This window comes from Chryseobacterium hilariae (assembly GCF_051400735.1).
Lineage (GTDB): Bacteria > Bacteroidota > Bacteroidia > Flavobacteriales > Weeksellaceae > Chryseobacterium.
In genome coordinates this window covers 659265-679420 of sequence record NZ_JBLFFJ010000001.1, presented here as the reverse complement: position 1 = coordinate 679420, position 20156 = coordinate 659265, and the positions used below count along the sequence as shown (strand labels likewise).

Below are 20156 nucleotides of genomic sequence, written 5' to 3'. Positions count from 1 at the left end.
TACCTCAATGAAAAGATTTATTTTTCTGTTCCTTTTTATTATTTCCTGCTCTAAAGCTGAGTCTCAGGAAAGTAATGCTTCCGGCACTCTTCCGGCGGTAAAGGTTCTGGAAATTAAAAACTTTGTGAAAGGAAAGAATTACAACCAGGATATTGCTGTTTTTATCAATTTTAAGATTCATTCCGGGAAATACCGTTACTTTGTTTATGATCTGAAAAACGATAAAATACTGCAGAAAGCTATTGTTTCTCATGGTTCAGGTTCGGTTATTAAGAATTCAGATGCTTTAAAATTCAGCAATACAGAAGGATCCTACCAATCTTCACTGGGAAAGTATGAAATTTTGAACAGCTATAACGGGAAATTTGGAAAAGCTTACAGGCTAAATGGTTTGGATATCATCAACAGCAACGCGATGCAAAGAGCAATAGTCCTGCATTCTTTCGGATGCATTCCGGATCAGGAATCTCCGGCTCCCGCCTGCTTGAGCTTAGGATGTCCAATGCTTTCCGCCAATGCATTTGCGCAGACCGCAAAATATCTTGACCAATCAAAATATCCGGTGATAATGTATGCATTTTATTAAATTGATCCCTCATTTATAACTTTATAACACACAAATGACCATAAAATTCCTTGCCGAAGATGACAGGCCCAGAGAAAAATTTTTATTGAAAGGAAAGAATTCACTTTCCGATTCTGAACTTCTGGCGATCATTATGGGAAGCGGGAGCAAGGACGAGAGTGCGTTGGAGTTAGCAAGAAAAATCCTCGCATCAGTAAACAACAGCTGGCACCAGCTGAGCCTTCTTTCCAATAAAGAGCTTATGAAATTTAAAGGGGTTGGGGAAGTAAAAGCTGTTTCCATCATAGCGGCATTAGAAATAGGAAAGAGGAGAACCGTTCAGGAAATACCTGAGAAAGCTGTGATATCCAATAGTGATGATGCATATTTTATCCTTAAAAATCAGTTGTCAGATTTAAGGACTGAAGAATTTTGGGCGATATTCCTGAATCAGAGCAATAAGGTAATTCATATCTCACAGCTGACACAGGGTGGTATAAGCCAGTCGATTGTAGATGTAAGAATTCTTTTTAAAACTGCCCTGGATCATTTTTCAACAGGAATTATTATTGCGCACAATCATCCGTCGGGAAGCCTGAAACCCAGTAAAGAAGACATCAACATTACCAAAAAGATAAATGAGGCCGGAAAAACATTAAGTATACAGCTTTTAGACCATATTATTGTTACACAGGATACCTACTTTAGTTTCTCAGATGAAGGATTATTATGATTAGAAGGCTGAAATATAACGAGATTGATTTTAAAAAATATACAGACTGTCTGGAAAAGTCAGAGCAGAGAAAGTATTCAGCATCAAAAAGCTTTTTAGATGTAACGACCGGTCAGCAATGGGACCTTTTGGTCTATAATAATTATGAGGCTGTAATGCCAGTTCCTTTTATTCTTAAAAAGGGAATTAAAATTGTGCATAATCCGCTGATTTGCCAGCAGCTTGGTATCTTTTCAGATAAAGATGATAAGAAGCTCAATGAAAAATTTCTATATTTTCTCCAAAAGAACTACTTGGTAAGAGCTTATCATTTTAATGAAACCAATAGCTTTGATTCAAACTTAAAAACAAAAAAGAACTTTCTTTTGTATCCTGATGAGTATGCTAAAGTGTTTGCTAAATATTCACCCAAAAGAAAAAGAAAACTAAGGTTGGATGATGAAGTGACAGAAAATTCAGAACTTAAGGAAATAGATTACAAAGAAGCAGAGATTTTCATAAAAAATAATGTGATAGGACTGGATAAAGAAGATGATGCAGACACTTTACTGAAAACGCTTGAGGCATTTTACTCATCAAAGCATTTAAAATTTCTGGCCTTTTACTATCATCATGAGATCACTAATATGATCGCCATTTATTCAGATTACGATACCATTGCTCTTTTAGGAACTTTTAATGATAAAAAATACATTAAAATGGCCGGGGCATCTACGCTTATTGATCATGTAATCAGAGAGAATATAGAAAATTTTATTTTTGATTTTGAAGGAGGAAATCTTCCCAGTATTGAAGAATTCTTCAGAGGTTTCAGACCGGAATTAAAACATTACGCAGTTCTAGAAAATTCTAAAAAAACATTGATTAAGGATTTTGCCCGATTTCTGATGCGAGGCAAATTTTCTTAAGATGAATATCATGTTTATTCGTTATTTAGAATGATTTTAATTAGATATTATTCCGTACCTTTATAAAGTATTTATCCTAATAATCCAGCCATGCTAAAGCAGATCCGTTATTATAAACTGCCCTATATTATTTATAATTTTTTTAATAAGAAGAAATTACAGCATAATATTCCATTGTATAAAAAGTATGGCCTCAAAAAAAACTATTTTTCCAGTATTTCCAGTGCAGATTTTGTTCATCTTCCGGCTTCCGAAAGGAAAATAGACCACAATAAACTTGTTGACACTGTATTTTTCAAAGAACTCAATGCTGAAAACAAACACAATGCTCTTCAGTATGATGAAAACGGATACATGATTGTAAGAAATTTCATTACTTCAGATGATGCTGACAGGATCAATGATGAAATTGAAAAATTGATGGAAAACGGCACCCTGAAATTTATTTACGGTGGAAAGCTGATGTTTGCCATCCATCATTCTAAGATCATTAGAAATATTGGTAATGATAAGAACCTGATGGATTTTCTGTCTGTTCTTTTAGATGGTAAGGCCAAACTTTTCCAGAGCATCAACTTTATTAATGGCAGCCAGCAGAAAACGCACTCAGACAGTATTCATATGACAACTTATCCTCTCGGCGGACTTTTGGGCGTATGGATTGCATTAGAAGATGTGGATGAAACCAACGGAGCGTTACATTATATTCCAAAAAGTCATAAACTTCCTTATTTCCTTAATTCTGACTATGAGAATGAAGGTAGTACATTTAAAATCGGTAAGAAAAGCTACCGGGCCTATGAAGAATTTTTAGAATCCAAAGTCAGAGAACTAGGCCTTAAAAAAGAAATATTTAAAGCAAAAAAAGGAGATATGTTGATATGGCATGCGAATATTCTCCACGGTGGCGAACCTCATACAGACAAGAACAGAACCCGAAAAAGCCTGGTTTATCACTTCTTTGATGAAAACAGTGTATGTTATCATGAAGTAACGCAAAGACCTGCATTGTTTGAACTGTAAACTGATGTAAACTTTCTAAAGCAGAATAAAACAGCTTAATATTGGCCGTAAGAAGAGTTTTTACTTTTGCATCCTTACTGAATAAACTAATGCAAATGCGGAACTGTAATTCTTGTTTATATCTGATCATTATTCTGTCTATCATCTATATTCAGAATTCGAAGAGTGATATATTTAAAAACTCTTTAGAAGCCGGAAAATAATTAGTAATTTTGCGCTCTAAAATTATGGCTAGTTTTTCAGGATATTTACCATATGCTTTTGCATTAATTATCGCAATTCCTTTTTTGGTTTTGCTGAGACAATTCGTACACTCGTATATTACCCTTAAAAATCAGGAGATCAAGCTTCTTTCCGTAAAATCAAACGCTGAGAATAAAGCACATTCTTACGAAAGAATGACCCTGTTTTTAGAAAGGATAAAGCCGTCGAATATCATTCAGAAATTTGATAAAGGTTTAGCAGTACATGAGTTTATTTTTCTTACTGAAAAAACCATCAATGATGAATTTGAGTATAATTCTTCACAACAGCTGTATATTACAAAAAGCTCATGGAAGAATATCGTGGATTCAAAAAACGCTTTGATTGATTTACTTCATAAAACATACGATGGGCTGAATGGAAATGCAGATCTTGAGGAGTTCAAAACCATTTTCATCATGAATTATATGGAAGGTGATGACTATATTGCTGCTACCATAGAAGACCTTAGAAGAGAAATTTTAATTATAACTTAAAAATAACAGATAAATAATGATTCCAAATTTTAAAGCACATCCATGGCATGGGGTTTCTGCAGGAGAAGATGCGCCAAATGTTGTAAACGTATTCGTGGAAATCGTTCCTTCAGATACTATTAAATATGAAGTAGATAAAGAAACAGGATTTTTGAAGGTAGACAGGCCTCAGAAGTTTTCTAATATTATTCCTGCTTTATACGGATTTGTTCCAAGAACATATTGTCATAATGAAGTAATGAAACTGGCTGTGGAAGCTGGTGCTGATGATGTGACAGAAGGTGATCATGATCCGCTTGATATCTGTGTGTTAAGCTCTCATAATATACATTCAGGAGGATTATTAATGGAAGCTATTCCAATCGGTGGTTTCAAAATGATCGATGGAGGCGAAGCAGATGATAAAATCGTTGCAGTAATGATCGGCGACCATGCTTTTGGACATTTCAGAGATATTTCTGAACTTCCGGAAGCGGAAGTGAAAAGATTAATGCACTACTTCTTAACGTATAAGAACTTACCGGATGAGCCTGCAAAATGCAGAATTCATGAGGTATACGGAGCTGAGCACGCTAAAAAAGTGATCAAAGCTTCTCAAAAAGATTATGCAGAAAAATTCGGAGGCTAAGAAACAGCATTTCCAACTCATAATAAAGGCAGATGAAATTCATCTGCCTTTTTATTTTGTTTAAATAAACGTTTTTTGATAGAAAACATACATTAATGCTTCTCTGGAATATTACCTTTTTATGCCATTTTAAATTTAAGAAAATATATTACAGAACCAGACTTAATAAAACAATAGATTTTTTGTTATATTTATAAAACTAATTACTATTTATTAATATTAAAATAATAAACTATGGATTTGTTCTATTTAATTCCGGTTTTTGGTGTTGTTGCCTTATTGTATACTTTCCTGCAGAGTAACTGGGTAAGTAAGCAGAATGCCGGAAATGAGAAAATGAAAATAATCAGCGGCCATATCGCTGATGGTGCAATGGCTTTTCTAAAGGCTGAGTACAAGATTTTAACCTATTTTGTAGTGGTGGTAGCAATATTACTCGCTGTAATGGGATCCAGTAATTCCAATTCCCACTGGAGTATTGGTGTTGCTTTTGCCGTGGGAGCCGTATTTTCTGCACTGGCAGGATTTATCGGAATGAAAATCGCGACAAAAGCCAATGTAAGAACAGCAGAAGCCGCAAGAACATCACTTTCCAAAGCCCTGAAAGTTTCTTTTACCGGAGGTTCGGTTATGGGAATGGGAGTAGCCGGATTGGCAGTTCTGGGTTTAGGTGCTCTTTTTCTGATCATTAAACAGATCTTCGCTCCTGATGCAACAGTAGATTCCCATGAAATGGAAAGGACGATTGAAATTCTTACAGGATTTTCTCTGGGTGCAGAATCCATTGCTCTTTTTGCAAGAGTAGGCGGTGGTATTTATACTAAAGCCGCAGACGTAGGCGCTGACCTTGTAGGAAAAGTAGAAGCGGGAATTCCTGAGGATGATCCCAGAAATCCAGCCACTATTGCCGATAATGTGGGTGACAATGTAGGAGATGTGGCAGGGATGGGAGCCGACCTTTTCGGGTCTTATGTTGCAACGGTACTGGCAACAATGGTTTTAGGCAGAGAAACAATGTCCGATGATTCTTTCGGAGGCTTTGCACCTATCCTCCTTCCAATGCTTATTGCCGGGACAGGGATTATTTTCTCCATGATAGGAACTCTATTTGTAAGAATCAATGACAATGAAGGGTCATCCACTTCCAACGTTCAGAATGCCTTAAATTTAGGGAACTGGGGAAGTATTGTGATTACTGCCATATCCTCTTATTTTTTAGTTACCTACCTTCTTCCCGAAAAAATGACTCTCAGAGGGCATGAATTCACTAAAATGGGTGTTTTTGGTGCTATAATGGTAGGTCTTGTAGTGGGTACCTTAATGAGCATCATTACAGAATTTTATACCGCCATGGGCAAAAGGCCTGTTTCAAGTATTGTAAGACAATCCTCTACAGGTCATGCAACAAATATTATCGGAGGCCTGGCAGTCGGTATGGAATCTACACTGCTTCCAATCCTTGTACTTGCAGGAGGTATTTACGGATCCTATTTATGTGCAGGACTTTACGGAGTAGCTATTGCTGCGGCCGGAATGATGGCAACTACAGCAATGCAGCTTGCTATTGACGCTTTCGGACCGATTGCTGACAATGCAGGAGGAATTGCTGAAATGAGTGAGCTTCCAAAAGAAGTCCGTGAAAGAACGGACATTCTGGATGCCGTAGGAAATACTACAGCAGCTACTGGAAAAGGATTTGCTATAGCTTCTGCAGCATTAACGGCATTGGCCTTATTTGCAGCCTTCGTAGGAATTGCCGGAATCGATGGAATTGATATATACAGGGCAGATGTGCTGGCAGGGTTATTTGTAGGAGGGATGATCCCTTTTATATTCTCTTCACTTGCTATTACGGCGGTAGGACAAGCCGCGATGGCTATGGTAGAGGAGGTAAGAAGACAGTTTCGTGAAATTCCCGGGATCCTGGAAGGAAAAGCACAACCCGAATACGAGAAATGCGTGGCTATATCCACAGACGCATCCATCAGAAAAATGATGCTTCCGGGAGCTATTGCCATTATTTCACCTTTGTTGATAGGATTTATATTCGGACCTGAAGTTTTAGGAGGATTTTTAGCCGGAGCTACTGTGAGCGGTGTTCTGATGGGAATGTTCCAGAATAATGCCGGTGGTGCCTGGGATAATGCTAAAAAGTCATTTGAAAAAGGTGTCGATATCAACGGCCAGACCTATTATAAAGGTTCAGAGCCTCATAAAGCTTCCGTGACGGGAGATACTGTGGGAGATCCTTTTAAAGATACTTCAGGACCATCAATGAACATTCTGATTAAGCTGATGTCCATTGTTTCATTAGTGATTGCACCTACATTGGCAGTATTGCATAAAGACAAAATTGAAGCCAACAGAAAAGCGAAACTGGAGAGCCTGACAAGAGCTTATAATGCAACTTCAGCTACGGCACATACAGGTCTTCAAACCACTCTCTCTTCTCCAAAAGAAATCAAAGGGCATCTTAATGAAAACGGGGATTTTGTTTATGAGACAGGAAACATTCAGGAAATAAAATTGAAAGGTGGGAAAACAATCGCTTTAGGAGAAGGAAGCGGGCTGTTCCAACTGTACAATTCAGTAAATCAAAAAGATCAGACTATTTTAGATCCTAATAACTGGTATACTCTGGAAAATCTTTATTTCGAAACCGGATCCAGTGATCTGAAAGCCGGCTCAGATGCTCAGCTTAATAATCTTGCCGAAATTCTGAATGCCTACCCAGGTGTAAAAGTCAAATTAGGAGGTTACACAGACAATACAGGTAATGAAGAAAGCAATCAGAAATTATCGAATCTAAGAGCTCAGACAGCAAAACTTAAACTTTTGGAGCTAGGAATTTCATCAGACAGGGTAGAAGCAGAAGGCTATGGCTCTCAGCATCCGGTTTGTGAAGCAAATGACACGGATGAGTGTAAAGCAAAAAACAGAAGAATTGATGTAAGAGTTCTTGCTCTTTAAATCAAGGAATCAAATATTCAAGGCACCGTTTTAAGCGGTGCCTTTTTATTTTTGAAAAGAGTTTTCAAGCTAAATAATCTGTAAGATCTGGGGATACAAAAAATATTGAAAATTTTATCTCCTCCCAAATTTCATAGATTGACACAGGCTTTTATAAACTATGCAGGTTTAATTTGATTGATGCTTATATTAAAGGTTTTTCTGCAGATGTTCCAAAGCCTGGATAATCAATTCATCTTTTTTTGCAAAACTGAACCGTACATAATCGGAGTTCTGCCGTGAATTATAGAAGGCAGAAAGGGGAAGACATGCTGTTCTTTTCTCTACCGTTAACCATTTTGAGAATTCTACATCAGTCATCGTTTTGGAAACATTTCTGAAATTAACGATCTGAAAGACACTTCCCTCAGCCTTTTTTATTGCTTCTAAAGGTGTAAGTGCAATCATTTCATTAAATATATCCCTTTTTCGCTGCATTATCTTCTTATTTTCAGAAGAATCGAATACTTCCAGATACTTGGCAAGGGCATATTGGGCCGGAGCATTCGCGCTGTAGGAAATATATTGCTGGTGGCATCTGAATTTTAAAGTAAGACATTCTGAGGCAAGTAAATAGCTCACCTTCCAACCGGAAGTATGAAACATTTTTCCAAAAGAAAAGATACAAAAGGTTCTGTTTCTCAGTTCAGGATGAAGGAAAGAACTGTAGTGTTCGATTCCGTCATAGCAATAAGTATCATAAATTTCTTCCGAGATAATATAAATTTCCTGATGCTTTATCAGTTCATAAAGCTGGTTCCAGTCATTTTGTTTCCAGATTGTTCCCGTAGGATTCTGTGGTGAATTGACAATAATGGCTTTTGTCTTTTCGGAAATGCATTTTTGAAAATTTTCCCAATTAATAGTAAAATCATTATCAAGATTATAATAAACAGGAATACCGCCATTTTGAACAACAGAAGGCCCGTAGGTATAATAGGAAGGCTGGATGATAATAACTTCATCTCCCTGATTTAAAACAGATTTAAGGGCTGTATTTAAAGCAAAAGTTGCACAGGGAACAACAGTCACTTCATTTTCTTTAAGTCGGATGCTGTTTTTACGTGCTGTGTTGTAGGTAATAATATTGTTAATGAGCAGAGGGCTTCCCGCAAGTGGCTCATACTGATGTTTGTTACAATCTACAGCTTCCTTTAAAAATAATTTTAACCGTTCATCAATATCAAAATCAGGAAGTCCTAAAGACAGGTCAAAACTATTATGTTTTGTAGCGAGCTCAGACATTTCCGTAAAAAAGGAATAATGTGTAAATCCGTAAATTTTTTCCATCTATATTGCACTTATATCAAATATAAGAAAAATAGGCATTCGTTGGAGGTTAAATAAAATTTGTTATTTTTAAGCAAATTATTATCATATGAAAAAAATACTTATCCCGCTGTTGAGCCTGGCTATTGTAGTCAGCTGCGGAACAGCGAAATCTTCTGAAGGAGCTTCAGCTCAATCCACATCTGTAGCAAAAGGTGATAAAGCCTTTCTTTCTGCATATAAGACCATTAAGGCTGATGAATTAAAGAAAAACTTATATGTAATCGCTTCTGATGAAATGGGAGGGAGAGATACCGGAAGCCCGGGTCAGAAAAAAGCGGGTGAGTATATGATCAATTATTATAAAAGCCTAGGAATTACTCCTCCAAAAGCATTGGGATCCTATTACCAGAAGGTTCCGGCCGAGTTTATGAAGAAAAGAGGCGGGGGAAATCTTCCGGACTCTGAAAATATTCTTGCTTTCATTGAAGGAAGTGAGAAGCCTGAAGAAATAATAGTGATTTCCGCACATTACGATCACGTCGGGACTAAAAACGGAGTTGTTTATAACGGAGCCGATGATGACGGGAGTGGAACTGTAGCCGTTATGCAGATTGCAAAAGCTTTTCAGGAAGCTAAGAAGGGTGGAAACGGGCCAAAAAGATCAATTCTGTTCCTACATGTAACAGGAGAAGAGCATGGCTTGTTCGGATCTGAATACTATACCAGTAATCCCGTATTTCCGCTTGCCAATACTGTAGTTGACCTCAATATTGATATGATCGGGCGTGATGATGCAGCCAACAGAGGAAAACAGTATGTGTATGTGATTGGTTCTGAAATGCTGAGCTCTCAGCTTAAGGTCATCAATGAAGCAGCCAATAAAAAGACGAATAATTTAGAATTAAACTATAAATATGATGATCCGGCAGATCCGGAACAGCTGTACTACCGCTCGGATCATTATAATTTCGCTAAAAACAATGTTCCGGTAGCCTTTTTCTTCGACGGTATTCATGAGGATTATCATAAGCCAACCGATGACCCTGATAAAATTGATTATCCGCTGCTGGAAAAAAGAGCCCAGTTGGTTTTTGCCACTGCCTGGGAAATTGCCAACAGAGCAGAAAGAATTGTAGTAGATAAAAAATAAAATATTTTGTTGAATCACCGCAAAGGCATAAACGGAAATTACTTTAAATAATAAGCTCTAAAATATTTTAAATAAATGTTTTATGAAATTTAAAGTGTTTTAACATCAGGCAGATGAAAAATTGTGCCTTTGCGTTGACCAACTCTATCTATTCAAATTTATATTCAATAAAGATGGTTTCTTCAATAGGGACAGACTTTAGTCCGTTTTATAAAATAATTAACCAATGTAAGGCTTTAGCAAAAATGATAAAATACACATAATAAATTTGAATCAAATGAAAACAGCAATTCGTGAAGCCAGACCGGAAGATATTCTACAGATCCAGATCGTCCGAAACTCTGTAAAAGAGAATACGCTTTCTGATCCCTCATTGGTAACTGACGCAGACTGTGAAGAATTTCTGTTTCAAAGAGGAAAAGGCTGGGTTGGTGAAATAGAATCCAGGATTGTAGGTTTTTCCATCGTAGATCTGGAGAAAAATAACATCTGGGCCCTTTTTATGCATCCTGATTTTGAGAATCTCGGGATCGGAAGACAACTTCACGATACTATGCTTGACTGGTATTTTGAACAAACCAAAGAAGATGTATGGCTGGGAACCACACCGGGGACCAGGGCCGAAATATTCTACAGGAAGTCCGGTTGGAAGGAAACAGGCATGCATGGGAAAGGTGAGATCAAATTTGAAATGACTTATACTAATTGGAAAAACAGATAGCAATGACACAGCGTGTAAAATCCATCAGGCCCTTTATTGGAGCTGAAAATTTTGGAATAAGCAGAAGCTTCTACAGAGATCTAGGTTTTGAAGAAATGATTCTTGAGCCTAAATTATCCTTGTTTAAAAGACAGGAAACCGGATTTTAGCTCCAGGATTACTATGCTAAAGACTGGGTAGACAATACCATGGTCTTTATGGAAGTAGAGAATACAGACGATTTCTGGAAAGAGCTTCAGACTTTGAATCTTACCGAAAAATATGAAGGAGTAAAGCTTACACCCGTAAGAACAATGGAGTGGGGCAAAGAATGTTTTGTACATGATCCTTCCGGGATTTTGTGGCATTTCGGTGAGTTTTTTTAATGAAAGAGGAAAATATGATTTACGCTTTTGATACTTATTATTATGAGGATCATGCAAATACGGTATGTATCGCATTTGAAGACTGGGCCTCAGAAAATGAGTCTGATATCTTTGCTGAAAAAACAGAAGTATCTTCCGGATATGAAAGTGGTGCTTTCTACAAGCGTGAACTGCCCTGCATTTTGAGCCTATTAAAGAAAATATCCTTAAAAGAAGGAGATATTATTATAGTAGATGGCTATGTTACCCTTGATAATAATGGTAAAATAGGTCTTGGAGGATATCTTTATGAAGCCTTAGACCGAAAATATGCAATCATTGGAATTGCAAAAAATGAGTTTGCTTCGCCGGATTCCCAAAGACGAAATATTTTAAGAGGAGAGAGCAAAACTCCGTTATTTCTTACCGCAAAAGGGGTGGATGTAGATGAAGTACTGCCCAAAGTTGAGCAAATGCATGGTGCTTACCGGATACCGTCACTGCTGAAAAAGCTGGATCAGCTTTCCAGAGCTTAACGCTTTGCTCACAATATCTGTAGTTTTGCCGATATTCTATCAAATATCTATATTATTAATTTTCAGCAATTTGGTTTAAATTTCTCCTGATTTCTAAATTATTCTAAAAAAGGTGATAAATATCATTCGATTCTTATTTTTATTGATTCTAAATAAATATAAATTTGTCTCAAGAAAATAAAGAAATAAATGAAGAAATTATCTACCCTTTCTGCCGTAGTATTCTATATGATGGTGAATGCGCAATACTGTACTCCGGAATTTCAATATGGAGCAGACAGCAATATGATCACTAACGTTAGCTTGGGGAATATCAACAATACATCCACTTCACAATCCGGGAGTGCTCAGCTTTATGAAGATTTTACTTCAATGTCTGCTGATCTTCAGGCTGGAAACAGCTACCAGATTTCTGTAAAGGGGCCTTCCAGTACTTTTCCGAGCGATGTTATGGTATTTATTGATTTCAATGGAAACGGTAATTTTGACGATGCAGGAGAGAGTTTTTATATCGGCAGGCTCGCGGCGGCTAATCCTTTTACTGCTTTTACAGTAAACGGGACTATTACAGTTCCTTTGAATGCATTGTCCGGCGCCACAAGGATGAGAGTACTGAAAAATACGAATACAGCTGCGTATTCAGACCCGAATGCAGCCAATTCCATCAACACAGCATGTGATACCGGCTTGCGGGCAGGGCAGGCCGAAGATTACACTGTCAATATTACAGGAAACAATACGGCTTTCCCATCACCATATTGTGGAGCTGAAAATGTCACCAGTCTGACTGTCAGCGAAATTACAAAGGTAGAATTTACAGGAATTTCCAACGAAAGTCATATAGACGGGACTTCAGATGCAGTTGAGAACTTTACAGCTACGGTTTTCAGCGTGAACAGAGACAATTCATATCCGATAACAGTCACAGGGGGAACTCAGGGCCAGACAACTGTCTCAGCTTATGCCTACATCGATCTTAATCACAATAATGTTTTTGATCCGAATGAAGTATTTAATTTGGGGTATCTGGATACTTCTGATCCTATTCCCGGCAAACAGTCAGGGATAGCTTCCGGAACAATTACAATTCCTATGGATGCGATGCTGGGGCAGACCCGCTTCAGAATTGTGAAAGCTTACGAATCCAGTTCATGGATGGGAACCTTGGAAAATCTGCCATGTCCTTCAGGGTGGTTCATTGGACAGGTTGAAGATTATACTTTAAATGTGCTGGCATCCAATCTTGCTACATGGGAGGTAACAAAGAAATCCTCTGCAAAAATATACCCGAATCCTACATCAGGTTCCGTAACGGTACAAACCGAGCAGGGACTTGAAAAATATGAAGTTTACAGTTTATCAGGACAGAAACTTTTGGAAGGAACATCCGGAGTTGTTAACATGAACAGCTTTATCCCTGGGACTTACCTGATCAGGGTCTACACAAAAGATAAAAAAAGCATCACTGAAAAGATCATCAAAAAATAAGAACACTTTATCTAATCATATCCATATCAATTTTTGTTTTTTTAACCGGCAGATTCTATCTGTCGGTTTTGTTTTTTTGAGCAGATATAGCTTTATTATTGTATGACGAAACTCCTATAATGGTTTCGATTCCAGTATTTCTAATAAATCATGCTTTGACAGCTTCTGAATACCGGTTCCGTCAGTCTGGAGCAGATTCTGGGCCAGTTCATTTTTCTTTTTCTGAAGACTTAAAATCTTCTCTTCTACAGTATTTGAGCAGATCAGCCGGACTGCAATTACATTCTTAGTCTGGCCGATTCTATAACTGCGGTCGATCGCCTGGTTTTCCGCTGCAGGATTCCACCACGGATCCACAAGATAAATATAATCTGCCTGCGTAAGATTAAGGCCTATACCGCCCGCTTTTAAACTGATCAGGAATACCCGGATCTCTTCATTCTCCTGGAAGTTATTAACGGTTTTGCCCCTGTTTTTGGTTTGTCCCGTAAGATATTCAAAAGGAATATTTTTACGTTCAAGTTCAGCTTTAAGTAAGTCCAGCATCTCTACAAATTGTGAGAATACAAGGATTTTGTGATCTTTAGACTTACTTTGGATCTGTTCCATCAGTATTTCTATTTTCACAGCATGATCACCGGAATATCCTTCTTTTAATAATACAGGAGAATTACAGATCTGTCGGAGTCTGGTAAGTCCTGTCAGAACATGCATGCTGTTTTTATTCAGATCATCGTCATCATTGGCGGCAATAAATTCACGGAGCTCTTTTTCATAAGCATCATAGATTTTACGCTGTTCAGTATCCATTTCACAGTAGATTACCATCTCTGTTTTTTCGGGAAGCTCTTTGGCAACCTGTTTTTTTGTCCTGCGGAGAATAAAAGGCCTTATTTTCTGCTGAAGCTCCTGGGCACGCTTACCATATTCAAATTTATCAATGGGAACGGCATAAATGTCTTTAAAATACTGCTTGCTTCCCAGAAGTCCCGGACATGCAAAAGAAAGCTGACTGTAAAGATCAAAAGTATTATTTTCAATAGGAGTTCCTGTAAGAACAATTCTGTTTCTTGAATTCAGCAGGCGGGCCGCTTTATATCTTTCTGAGTTAGGGTTTTTAATTGTCTGTGATTCATCAAGGAAAACACAGTTAAAACGGAAATCCTTCAGAAAACGGATATCTGAAAGCAACATCCCGTAGCTGGTAAGTATCACCTCATATTCAGAGAAATGTTCCGTAGTTTTCAGTCTTTCAGCTCCATAATGAGTCATTACCTTTATTGAAGGAGCAAATTTGTTAATCTCTTCCTGCCAGTTGAAGAGCAGGGAAGTAGGGACCACTACAAGATGGGTAACATGGCCTCGTTTTTCCCGTTGAGAAAGAATAAATGCGATCACCTGAAGCGTTTTTCCAAGTCCCATATCATCAGCCAGACATCCGCCGAAATTAAAGCTGTCCAAAAAGTTCAGCCAGTTCAGTCCGTCATACTGATAATCCCTTAACTCAGCATTTAACCCGGCAGGAATATCAATTTGGGGAATATCTTTAACAGATGAGAACTGAAGTGAATAGGAAGAAAGCTCTTCCTGTACCTCATTGCTTAAAATATCTTTTTCAAACAGTGAAGACACTTCCGTAAAATTGATTTTTGAAATTTTAAGGTCTTCAGCATCGATTTCCCCGATCCGGAAAAATTCATTCATTCTGTTGATCCATTCTTCCGGGAGTACCCCAAGTGTGCCGTCGTCCAGCTGTACAAATTTACTTCTGTTGCGGATAGCGCGGTGAAGCTGTTTCAGGGCGGCATCTTTCTGTCCGAAGCTTACTTTTAATTTAGCATTGAACCAGTCCAGTCCGCTGGTAATCTGAATATTGACCCTTGCTTTGTATGAATTGAGCTTAGTATTCTTAAGCTCATTGAATCCAAGAATCACCACACCTTCATTTCTCCATATTTCAAAAGTATGGAGAAACCAGTCCTGATCCAGGAACTTATCTTTATGCAGATAAAAATAATCATAGCCATCCATCTGTGCTTCAAAGTCGGGGTGCTGCTTCATGATGAGAGTGGTAAAACGGGCTTCTTCCGCGTCACTCCTGTCTATTTTAAATACATTCCCATTCTGATCCGTTCCGAAAAGCTGCTTTCGGGAATAGACGGCAACTTCGGCCTGTCCATACTTCATGACCGGAGTCAGGGCAACATAATTTCCCTGTTGGCGGAGGTAAATAATCCGTTCATTCCGATGTTTTTTTTCTTCAAGCTGTACTGGTGTTGCAGGCTGTATATAGCTGTAATTGATGTGAATACGTTCTTCAAGTGAAGAGAGAACATTCTTCATGAATGCTTCATATTTTGAGGAATGAATAAGCAGGATTTCATTATTGGCTTTAAAAAACTTAATCACCCTCAACATATCAGGATCATCTACAAAACTGAAAGTATTCCGGCTGTAGACAAAATATTCATTCCTGATCGTTATATTTTTAAAAGGCACAGAAATATCATTGAATTCCAGTTCACCTGTTACCTCATAAAAAGGTTCTTTTTTGAATACGCTGAGCTGTATTTCAGCCTGTAAAACCTCAAGATGTACAGGAACAAGAGATTTCGAAGAAACGGGTTCAGACAGTTCACGGTCATGATAATAAGTTTGAAGCCCAAGTGGATTCTGTACAATCAGTTTTAGGGCTTCCAGCTCCGCAGTATTGTAATCTTCATTATAATTATTCTGAAACGCTGAAACAGCGGTATAAAATTTAATGTGCTCTGCTTCTTCAGCTTTCCAGATAAGCTGCATGGCATCAACAGGATGTACAGGATTTTTAAGCTTTCCTGCCTGTGTAGTTTCAGCTTCCATGAGTGAAAAATTCAGATGGCTGTAATAACGGTGCCTTCCAATGACCAGTATTTTTCTTTTTCCACTGTCCTGGAATGCTAGTTGATCGATTACTGAAGAACGTTGGGGAAGAAGCTGCTGTTTAAAAATATCCTCATCTATAGGTAACATTTCCCTGATCTTAGGCTGTACCTCGATTTTATCATTAATATATCCAAGCTCGAAATAGATATCAAGATCCGGCTCATTTTCTAAGCCATAACTTTTAGCTTTAGCAATAAACAGTTTCTTACGAAGAAACGGATCAAAAAAAGTCCTGAATTTTTTCTCCTCTAAAATACAATGAATGATTTCTGCCTGATGCTCACAAAGTTTGTCTTTGGGACTGTGGCAGGTACATGTGCTTACTATGGAGCTGCCTATCTGGCTGACGGAAACCTCCGGAAAATCTTTTAAAGGAGATTTTTTGGTAAAAACTCCAATATTGTTTTCGATGGCAGTAGGATAGATATCATGAAAATCTCTGATCTCCAGAAATGCGCTTCCCGAAGTATGTTTCAGGAGATCATAAACGGAAAGTATACTGATGTTTGTATTTTCAAGAATATAAGCAGCCATAAGCATGCGAATTTACAAAAAATGACAACAACAATCTAAGGTATTGAGGATGAGGTGAAAAACTAATGATAGACAGCAATTTGAAAGATGTTGATGTTTCATTTTATGCTCTGAATACCAATATAAATATTCAATTCTATTTTATCATACGATAAATAGATATTTTATCGTTAATATTGTACAATATTTCAATTCATGAAAAAACCAAAATGAATTTAAGAAGATTATAATTTTTTTTTAATGACAAGCAAGATTATAGGAGTCGGCAATTATATTCCGCCGGAAACAATTACAAATTTATTTTTTGACAAGCATCATTTTATTAATAAAAACGGGGAGTCATTAAAGGAAGCGAATGATATTATTGCCAGGAAGCTCAAGGAAATTACCGGCATAGAAGAAAGAAGATACGCATCTGAGCATCAGGTGACTTCAGATCTGGGACTAATTGCAGCACAGAGAGCAATAGAAAATTCAAAAATTGATCCGGAAACACTGGATTATATCATATTTGCCCATAATTTCGGTGATGTCCGCTTTGGCACCGTTCAGTCGGACAGTGTTCCAAGTCTGGCTTCAAGAGTAAAGCACCTTTTAAAGATCAAGAATAATTTCTGTGTAGCCTATGACGTTCTGTTCGGATGTCCGGGTTGGATTGAAGGAGTGATACAGGCTAATGCCTTCATTAAATCTGGTATTGCAAAGCGATGCCTTGTTATTGGTGCTGAAACACTTTCACGAGTAGTTGATATTCATGACAGAGACAGTATGATCTATGCGGATGGTGCCGGAGCTGCTATCCTGGAAATAAGTGAAGATGATAAAGGGATACAGTCCCATTTGTCTGCTTCTTATACTTTAACTGAAAAAGACTTCCTTTTCTTTGGAAAGTCATACAATAACGAGAGCTGTCCTGATACGAAATATATCAAAATGGACGGCAGGAAAATTTACGAATTTGCCCTTGTGAATGTAGCAGATGCTATGAAGAAGTGTATGGATGCAAGTGGATATTCTATAGATCAGCTAGACAAAATTATTATCCACCAGGCTAATGAAAAAATGGATGAAGCAATTGTAAAACGTTTTTATCAGCTTTATGATCTGCCAATGCCGGAAAATATCATGCCGATGGTTATTAATAAATTGGGTAACAGCAGTGTAGCTACTATTCCAACTCTGCTTACCATGATCCTGAATGGAGAGCTTCCTTCCCATGAAATAAAAGAAGGACATGTGGTTTTATTTGCCTCTGTAGGAGCAGGGATGAATATCAATTCATTTGTCTATAAATTTTAAAATAGTCTAAGAGAATCAGCTTATACTGCATTTTTCTTTTTATAAATAAGGCCCGGATTTTAAAATCCGGGCCTTATTATTTATTGAGATAATTTGCATTCCCCAAAAAAATATTTTAAAATCCATTTTGGATACACGTTAGTCCAATTTGGCAACTTCAGCCTTTATTCTAATGCTGACCTTTGTCCTGTTAATTTAATACAGAACAAAATGAAAACAATTTTTATAACAGGCGCTTCAACAGGATTAGGGAAAGCGGCTGCCCAATTATTTCAAAGCAGAGGCTGGAACGTTATTGCAACCATGAGAAATCCTGAAGCCGCTTCAGAACTTGCCGCTTTAGACAATGTAACCCTGCTTCCTTTGGATGTTACAAATCTGGAGCAGATAAAATCAACCGTTAACAAGGCTCTTGAGCTAAGTAATGTGGATGTAGTCTTCAACAATGCAGGATATGGACTGATTGGCCCTTTAGAAGCATTAAAAGATGAACAGATCTTAAAACAGCTGGATACCAATCTTCTTGGAGTGATCCGTGTAACACAGGCTTTTATTCCCTATTTCAGGGAGAGAAAAAGCGGTATGTTTATTTCTACCACTTCAATCGGAGGATTGATTGCATTTCCTTTGGGCTCAACTTATCATGCCACCAAATGGGCTTTGGAAGGATGGAGCGAAAGCCTAGCCTTCGAATTGAACAAATTCGGTATTGATATCAAAACTGTTTCTCCCGGAGGCATTAAAACAGATTTTGTAAGCCGTTCCTTAGATTCAGCAACGAGCCCGGCCTACGAAGAAATTTCCAATTCGCTTTTTTCCAGTATGGAAGGCATGATGGAGGCGGCTTCTACTCCGGAACAGATTGCAGAGGTTGTTTATGAAGCAGCTACAGACGGTAAGAAACAGTTAAGATATGTGGCTGGAGAGGATGCAAAAGCATTGTATGCACAGCGTCTTGAACTGGGAGATGAAGCCTTCAGAGAGCAGTTCGGGAAACAGTTTATCTAAGATAATTTTTGAATATCAGGACAGCATGAGTAGCCTTATTTGTGCTGTTTTTTAAGCTAAATATTTAATACATTTATATCATGGAAAAGAAAGATAATACACCTATGAAGATTTCGTCCATATCAGAGCTTCATAATCTGCTGTACCTTCCCAAACCGCTTCATCCATTAGTAAGCCTGGTAGATAATACGAAAATGACTGTTAATAAAGAATTATTAAGCAGGAGCTTTCATCTGAACTTTTATAAGATTTCCTATAAATTTTCTGAGCATGGAAAGATGGGATATGGGCAGGGATATTATGATTTTAATGAGGGAGGCATGATGTTTACGGCACCGGGACAGATTCTTTCTACAGATTCGGATGCAGAATATTGTGGCTATACGCTTCTGGTACATCCGGACTTTTTACGGACCTATCCGCTGGCAAAGAATATCAAAAAATTCGGGTTCTTTTCCTATGATACCAATGAGGCACTCCATCTGTCTGATCAGGAAAAAACCATAATAACCGGATTACTGGATAATATCAGGAATGAGCTGAATACAGCTATTGATGAGATTAGCCAGGATGTTATTGTTTCCTATATTGAGGTTCTGCTGAATTACAGCAACCGTTTTTATAGAAGACAGTTTATCACGAGAAAAGCAGTCAACAGTGATCTTTTATCTAAAATGGAACTTATACTGGACAATTATTTCAACAAGCAGGAAACGTTGACCAAAGGTCTTCCCACTGTAGAATTCCTGGCCTCCGAAATGAACCTTTCACCGCATTACCTTAGTGATATGCTCCGAAATCTTACTGGACAGAATGCCCAACAGCATATTCATGAAAAACTGATCGAAAAGGCTAAGGAATATCTTACCGCAACGAGTTTTTCGGTGTCTGAAGTAGCGTATGCTTTAGGATTTGAGCATCCGCAATCTTTTAATAAGCTGTTTAAAAAGAAAACAGAAAAAACCCCTTTAAGCTACAGACAGTCATTTAATTGAGATATATTTTGTTGTGCACAATAAAGGTAGTTATTTAATAATTTTATGTTGACTCATATAACCACGATAAAGATTATCCTGCACACATATTTAATTAGCTTGCAGCCTCACCAGGAATCGAACCTGGATCTAAAGTTTAGGAAACTTCTATTCTATCCGTTGAACTATGAGGCCATAGAAAAATAAAAATACTAATTTATTTAAATAAATAAAAGATTTTCCAATAATTAGGTTTTTTTCAAAATGATTTTATTCAGAATTCATTTATAAAAGTAACT

The 20156-nt window shown here is 37.6% G+C and carries 18 protein-coding genes and 1 tRNA gene; 16 read left to right on the top strand and 3 right to left on the bottom strand.

Going from position 1 to position 20156, the window contains the following annotated elements; translation table 11 throughout:
* Positions 1-7 precede the first annotated feature (7 nt).
* The 7 genes from ACMGDK_RS03260 (at position 8) to ACMGDK_RS03230 (ending at position 7567) form a co-directional block, all read left to right on the top strand.
* Positions 8-586 carry a murein L,D-transpeptidase catalytic domain-containing protein gene (locus ACMGDK_RS03260; RefSeq protein WP_436806608.1) on the top strand — a complete coding sequence of 193 codons (579 nt, stop codon included), beginning with the start codon at positions 8-10 and terminating at the stop codon, positions 584-586.
* Between the two features lie 34 nt (positions 587-620).
* Positions 621-1298, top strand: coding sequence for a RadC family protein (gene radC, locus ACMGDK_RS03255; RefSeq protein ID WP_436806607.1), 678 nt, complete (start codon positions 621-623; stop codon positions 1296-1298).
* Entirely contained in the window at positions 1295-2206 is a 912-nt protein-coding gene (locus tag ACMGDK_RS03250; protein WP_436806606.1) for a hypothetical protein, read from the top strand. The genes radC and ACMGDK_RS03250 overlap by 4 nt, the downstream gene beginning before the upstream one ends.
* A gap of 90 nt (positions 2207-2296) precedes the next feature.
* A complete protein-coding gene (locus ACMGDK_RS03245) occupies positions 2297-3229 on the top strand; it encodes a phytanoyl-CoA dioxygenase family protein (protein WP_436806605.1) in 933 nt (310 codons plus the stop codon).
* Between the two features lie 227 nt (positions 3230-3456).
* Positions 3457-3969, top strand: a complete 513-nt coding sequence (locus ACMGDK_RS03240; RefSeq protein WP_436806604.1) for a DUF7935 family protein — start codon at positions 3457-3459, stop codon at positions 3967-3969.
* Between the two features lie 16 nt (positions 3970-3985).
* The gene (locus tag ACMGDK_RS03235; protein WP_111953138.1) at positions 3986-4597 is read left to right on the top strand and encodes an inorganic pyrophosphatase; all 612 of its coding nucleotides are present in this window, start codon (positions 3986-3988) and stop codon (positions 4595-4597) included.
* A 234-nt stretch (positions 4598-4831) separates the two neighbouring features.
* The gene (locus ACMGDK_RS03230; protein WP_436806603.1) at positions 4832-7567 is read left to right on the top strand and encodes a sodium-translocating pyrophosphatase; all 2736 of its coding nucleotides are present in this window, start codon (positions 4832-4834) and stop codon (positions 7565-7567) included.
* 189 nt (positions 7568-7756) lie between these two features.
* Here ACMGDK_RS03230 and ACMGDK_RS03225 read toward each other — a convergent pair whose 3' ends face one another.
* A complete protein-coding gene (locus tag ACMGDK_RS03225) occupies positions 7757-8896 on the bottom strand; it encodes an aminotransferase class I/II-fold pyridoxal phosphate-dependent enzyme (RefSeq protein WP_436806602.1) in 1140 nt (379 codons plus the stop codon).
* Positions 8897-8984: 88 nt separating this feature from the next.
* On the opposite strand from ACMGDK_RS03225, the gene ACMGDK_RS03220 reads away from it, so the two are divergent.
* The 6 genes from ACMGDK_RS03220 to ACMGDK_RS03195 all read left to right on the top strand — a co-directional run bounded on the left by ACMGDK_RS03220 (position 8985) and on the right by ACMGDK_RS03195 (position 13117).
* Positions 8985-10028: a M28 family metallopeptidase gene (locus tag ACMGDK_RS03220; protein ID WP_436806601.1), complete on the top strand. Its 1044-nt coding sequence runs from the start codon at positions 8985-8987 to the stop codon at positions 10026-10028.
* 277 nt (positions 10029-10305) lie between these two features.
* Positions 10306-10749: a GNAT family N-acetyltransferase gene (locus ACMGDK_RS03215; protein ID WP_436806600.1), complete on the top strand. Its 444-nt coding sequence runs from the start codon at positions 10306-10308 to the stop codon at positions 10747-10749.
* Between the two features lie 2 nt (positions 10750-10751).
* Positions 10752-10898 (top strand): VOC family protein, encoded by a 147-nt coding sequence (locus ACMGDK_RS03210; RefSeq protein WP_436806599.1) that lies wholly within the window; start codon positions 10752-10754, stop codon positions 10896-10898.
* 48 nt (positions 10899-10946) lie between these two features.
* Entirely contained in the window at positions 10947-11114 is a 168-nt protein-coding gene (locus ACMGDK_RS03205) for a VOC family protein (RefSeq protein ID WP_436806598.1), read from the top strand.
* A gap of 14 nt (positions 11115-11128) precedes the next feature.
* Positions 11129-11629: an endonuclease V gene (locus tag ACMGDK_RS03200; RefSeq protein ID WP_436806597.1), complete on the top strand. Its 501-nt coding sequence runs from the start codon at positions 11129-11131 to the stop codon at positions 11627-11629.
* A gap of 189 nt (positions 11630-11818) precedes the next feature.
* Positions 11819-13117: a T9SS type A sorting domain-containing protein gene (locus ACMGDK_RS03195; protein ID WP_436806596.1), complete on the top strand. Its 1299-nt coding sequence runs from the start codon at positions 11819-11821 to the stop codon at positions 13115-13117.
* Between the two features lie 114 nt (positions 13118-13231).
* Here ACMGDK_RS03195 and ACMGDK_RS03190 read toward each other — a convergent pair whose 3' ends face one another.
* The gene (locus tag ACMGDK_RS03190; protein WP_436806595.1) at positions 13232-16576 is read right to left on the bottom strand and encodes a DEAD/DEAH box helicase; all 3345 of its coding nucleotides are present in this window, start codon (positions 16574-16576) and stop codon (positions 13232-13234) included.
* A gap of 240 nt (positions 16577-16816) precedes the next feature.
* On the opposite strand from ACMGDK_RS03190, the gene ACMGDK_RS03185 reads away from it, so the two are divergent.
* From ACMGDK_RS03185 to ACMGDK_RS03175, 3 genes are all read left to right on the top strand, one after another.
* Positions 16817-17875, top strand: a complete 1059-nt coding sequence (locus ACMGDK_RS03185) for a 3-oxoacyl-ACP synthase III family protein (RefSeq protein WP_436806594.1) — start codon at positions 16817-16819, stop codon at positions 17873-17875.
* A 210-nt stretch (positions 17876-18085) separates the two neighbouring features.
* Positions 18086-18883 (top strand): SDR family oxidoreductase, encoded by a 798-nt coding sequence (locus ACMGDK_RS03180; protein ID WP_436806593.1) that lies wholly within the window; start codon positions 18086-18088, stop codon positions 18881-18883.
* A gap of 80 nt (positions 18884-18963) precedes the next feature.
* The gene (locus tag ACMGDK_RS03175) at positions 18964-19878 is read left to right on the top strand and encodes a helix-turn-helix domain-containing protein (RefSeq protein ID WP_436806592.1); all 915 of its coding nucleotides are present in this window, start codon (positions 18964-18966) and stop codon (positions 19876-19878) included.
* A gap of 102 nt (positions 19879-19980) precedes the next feature.
* On the opposite strand, the gene ACMGDK_RS03170 is transcribed toward ACMGDK_RS03175, so the two are convergent.
* A tRNA-Arg gene (locus ACMGDK_RS03170) sits at positions 19981-20052 on the bottom strand.
* Positions 20053-20156 lie beyond the last annotated feature (104 nt).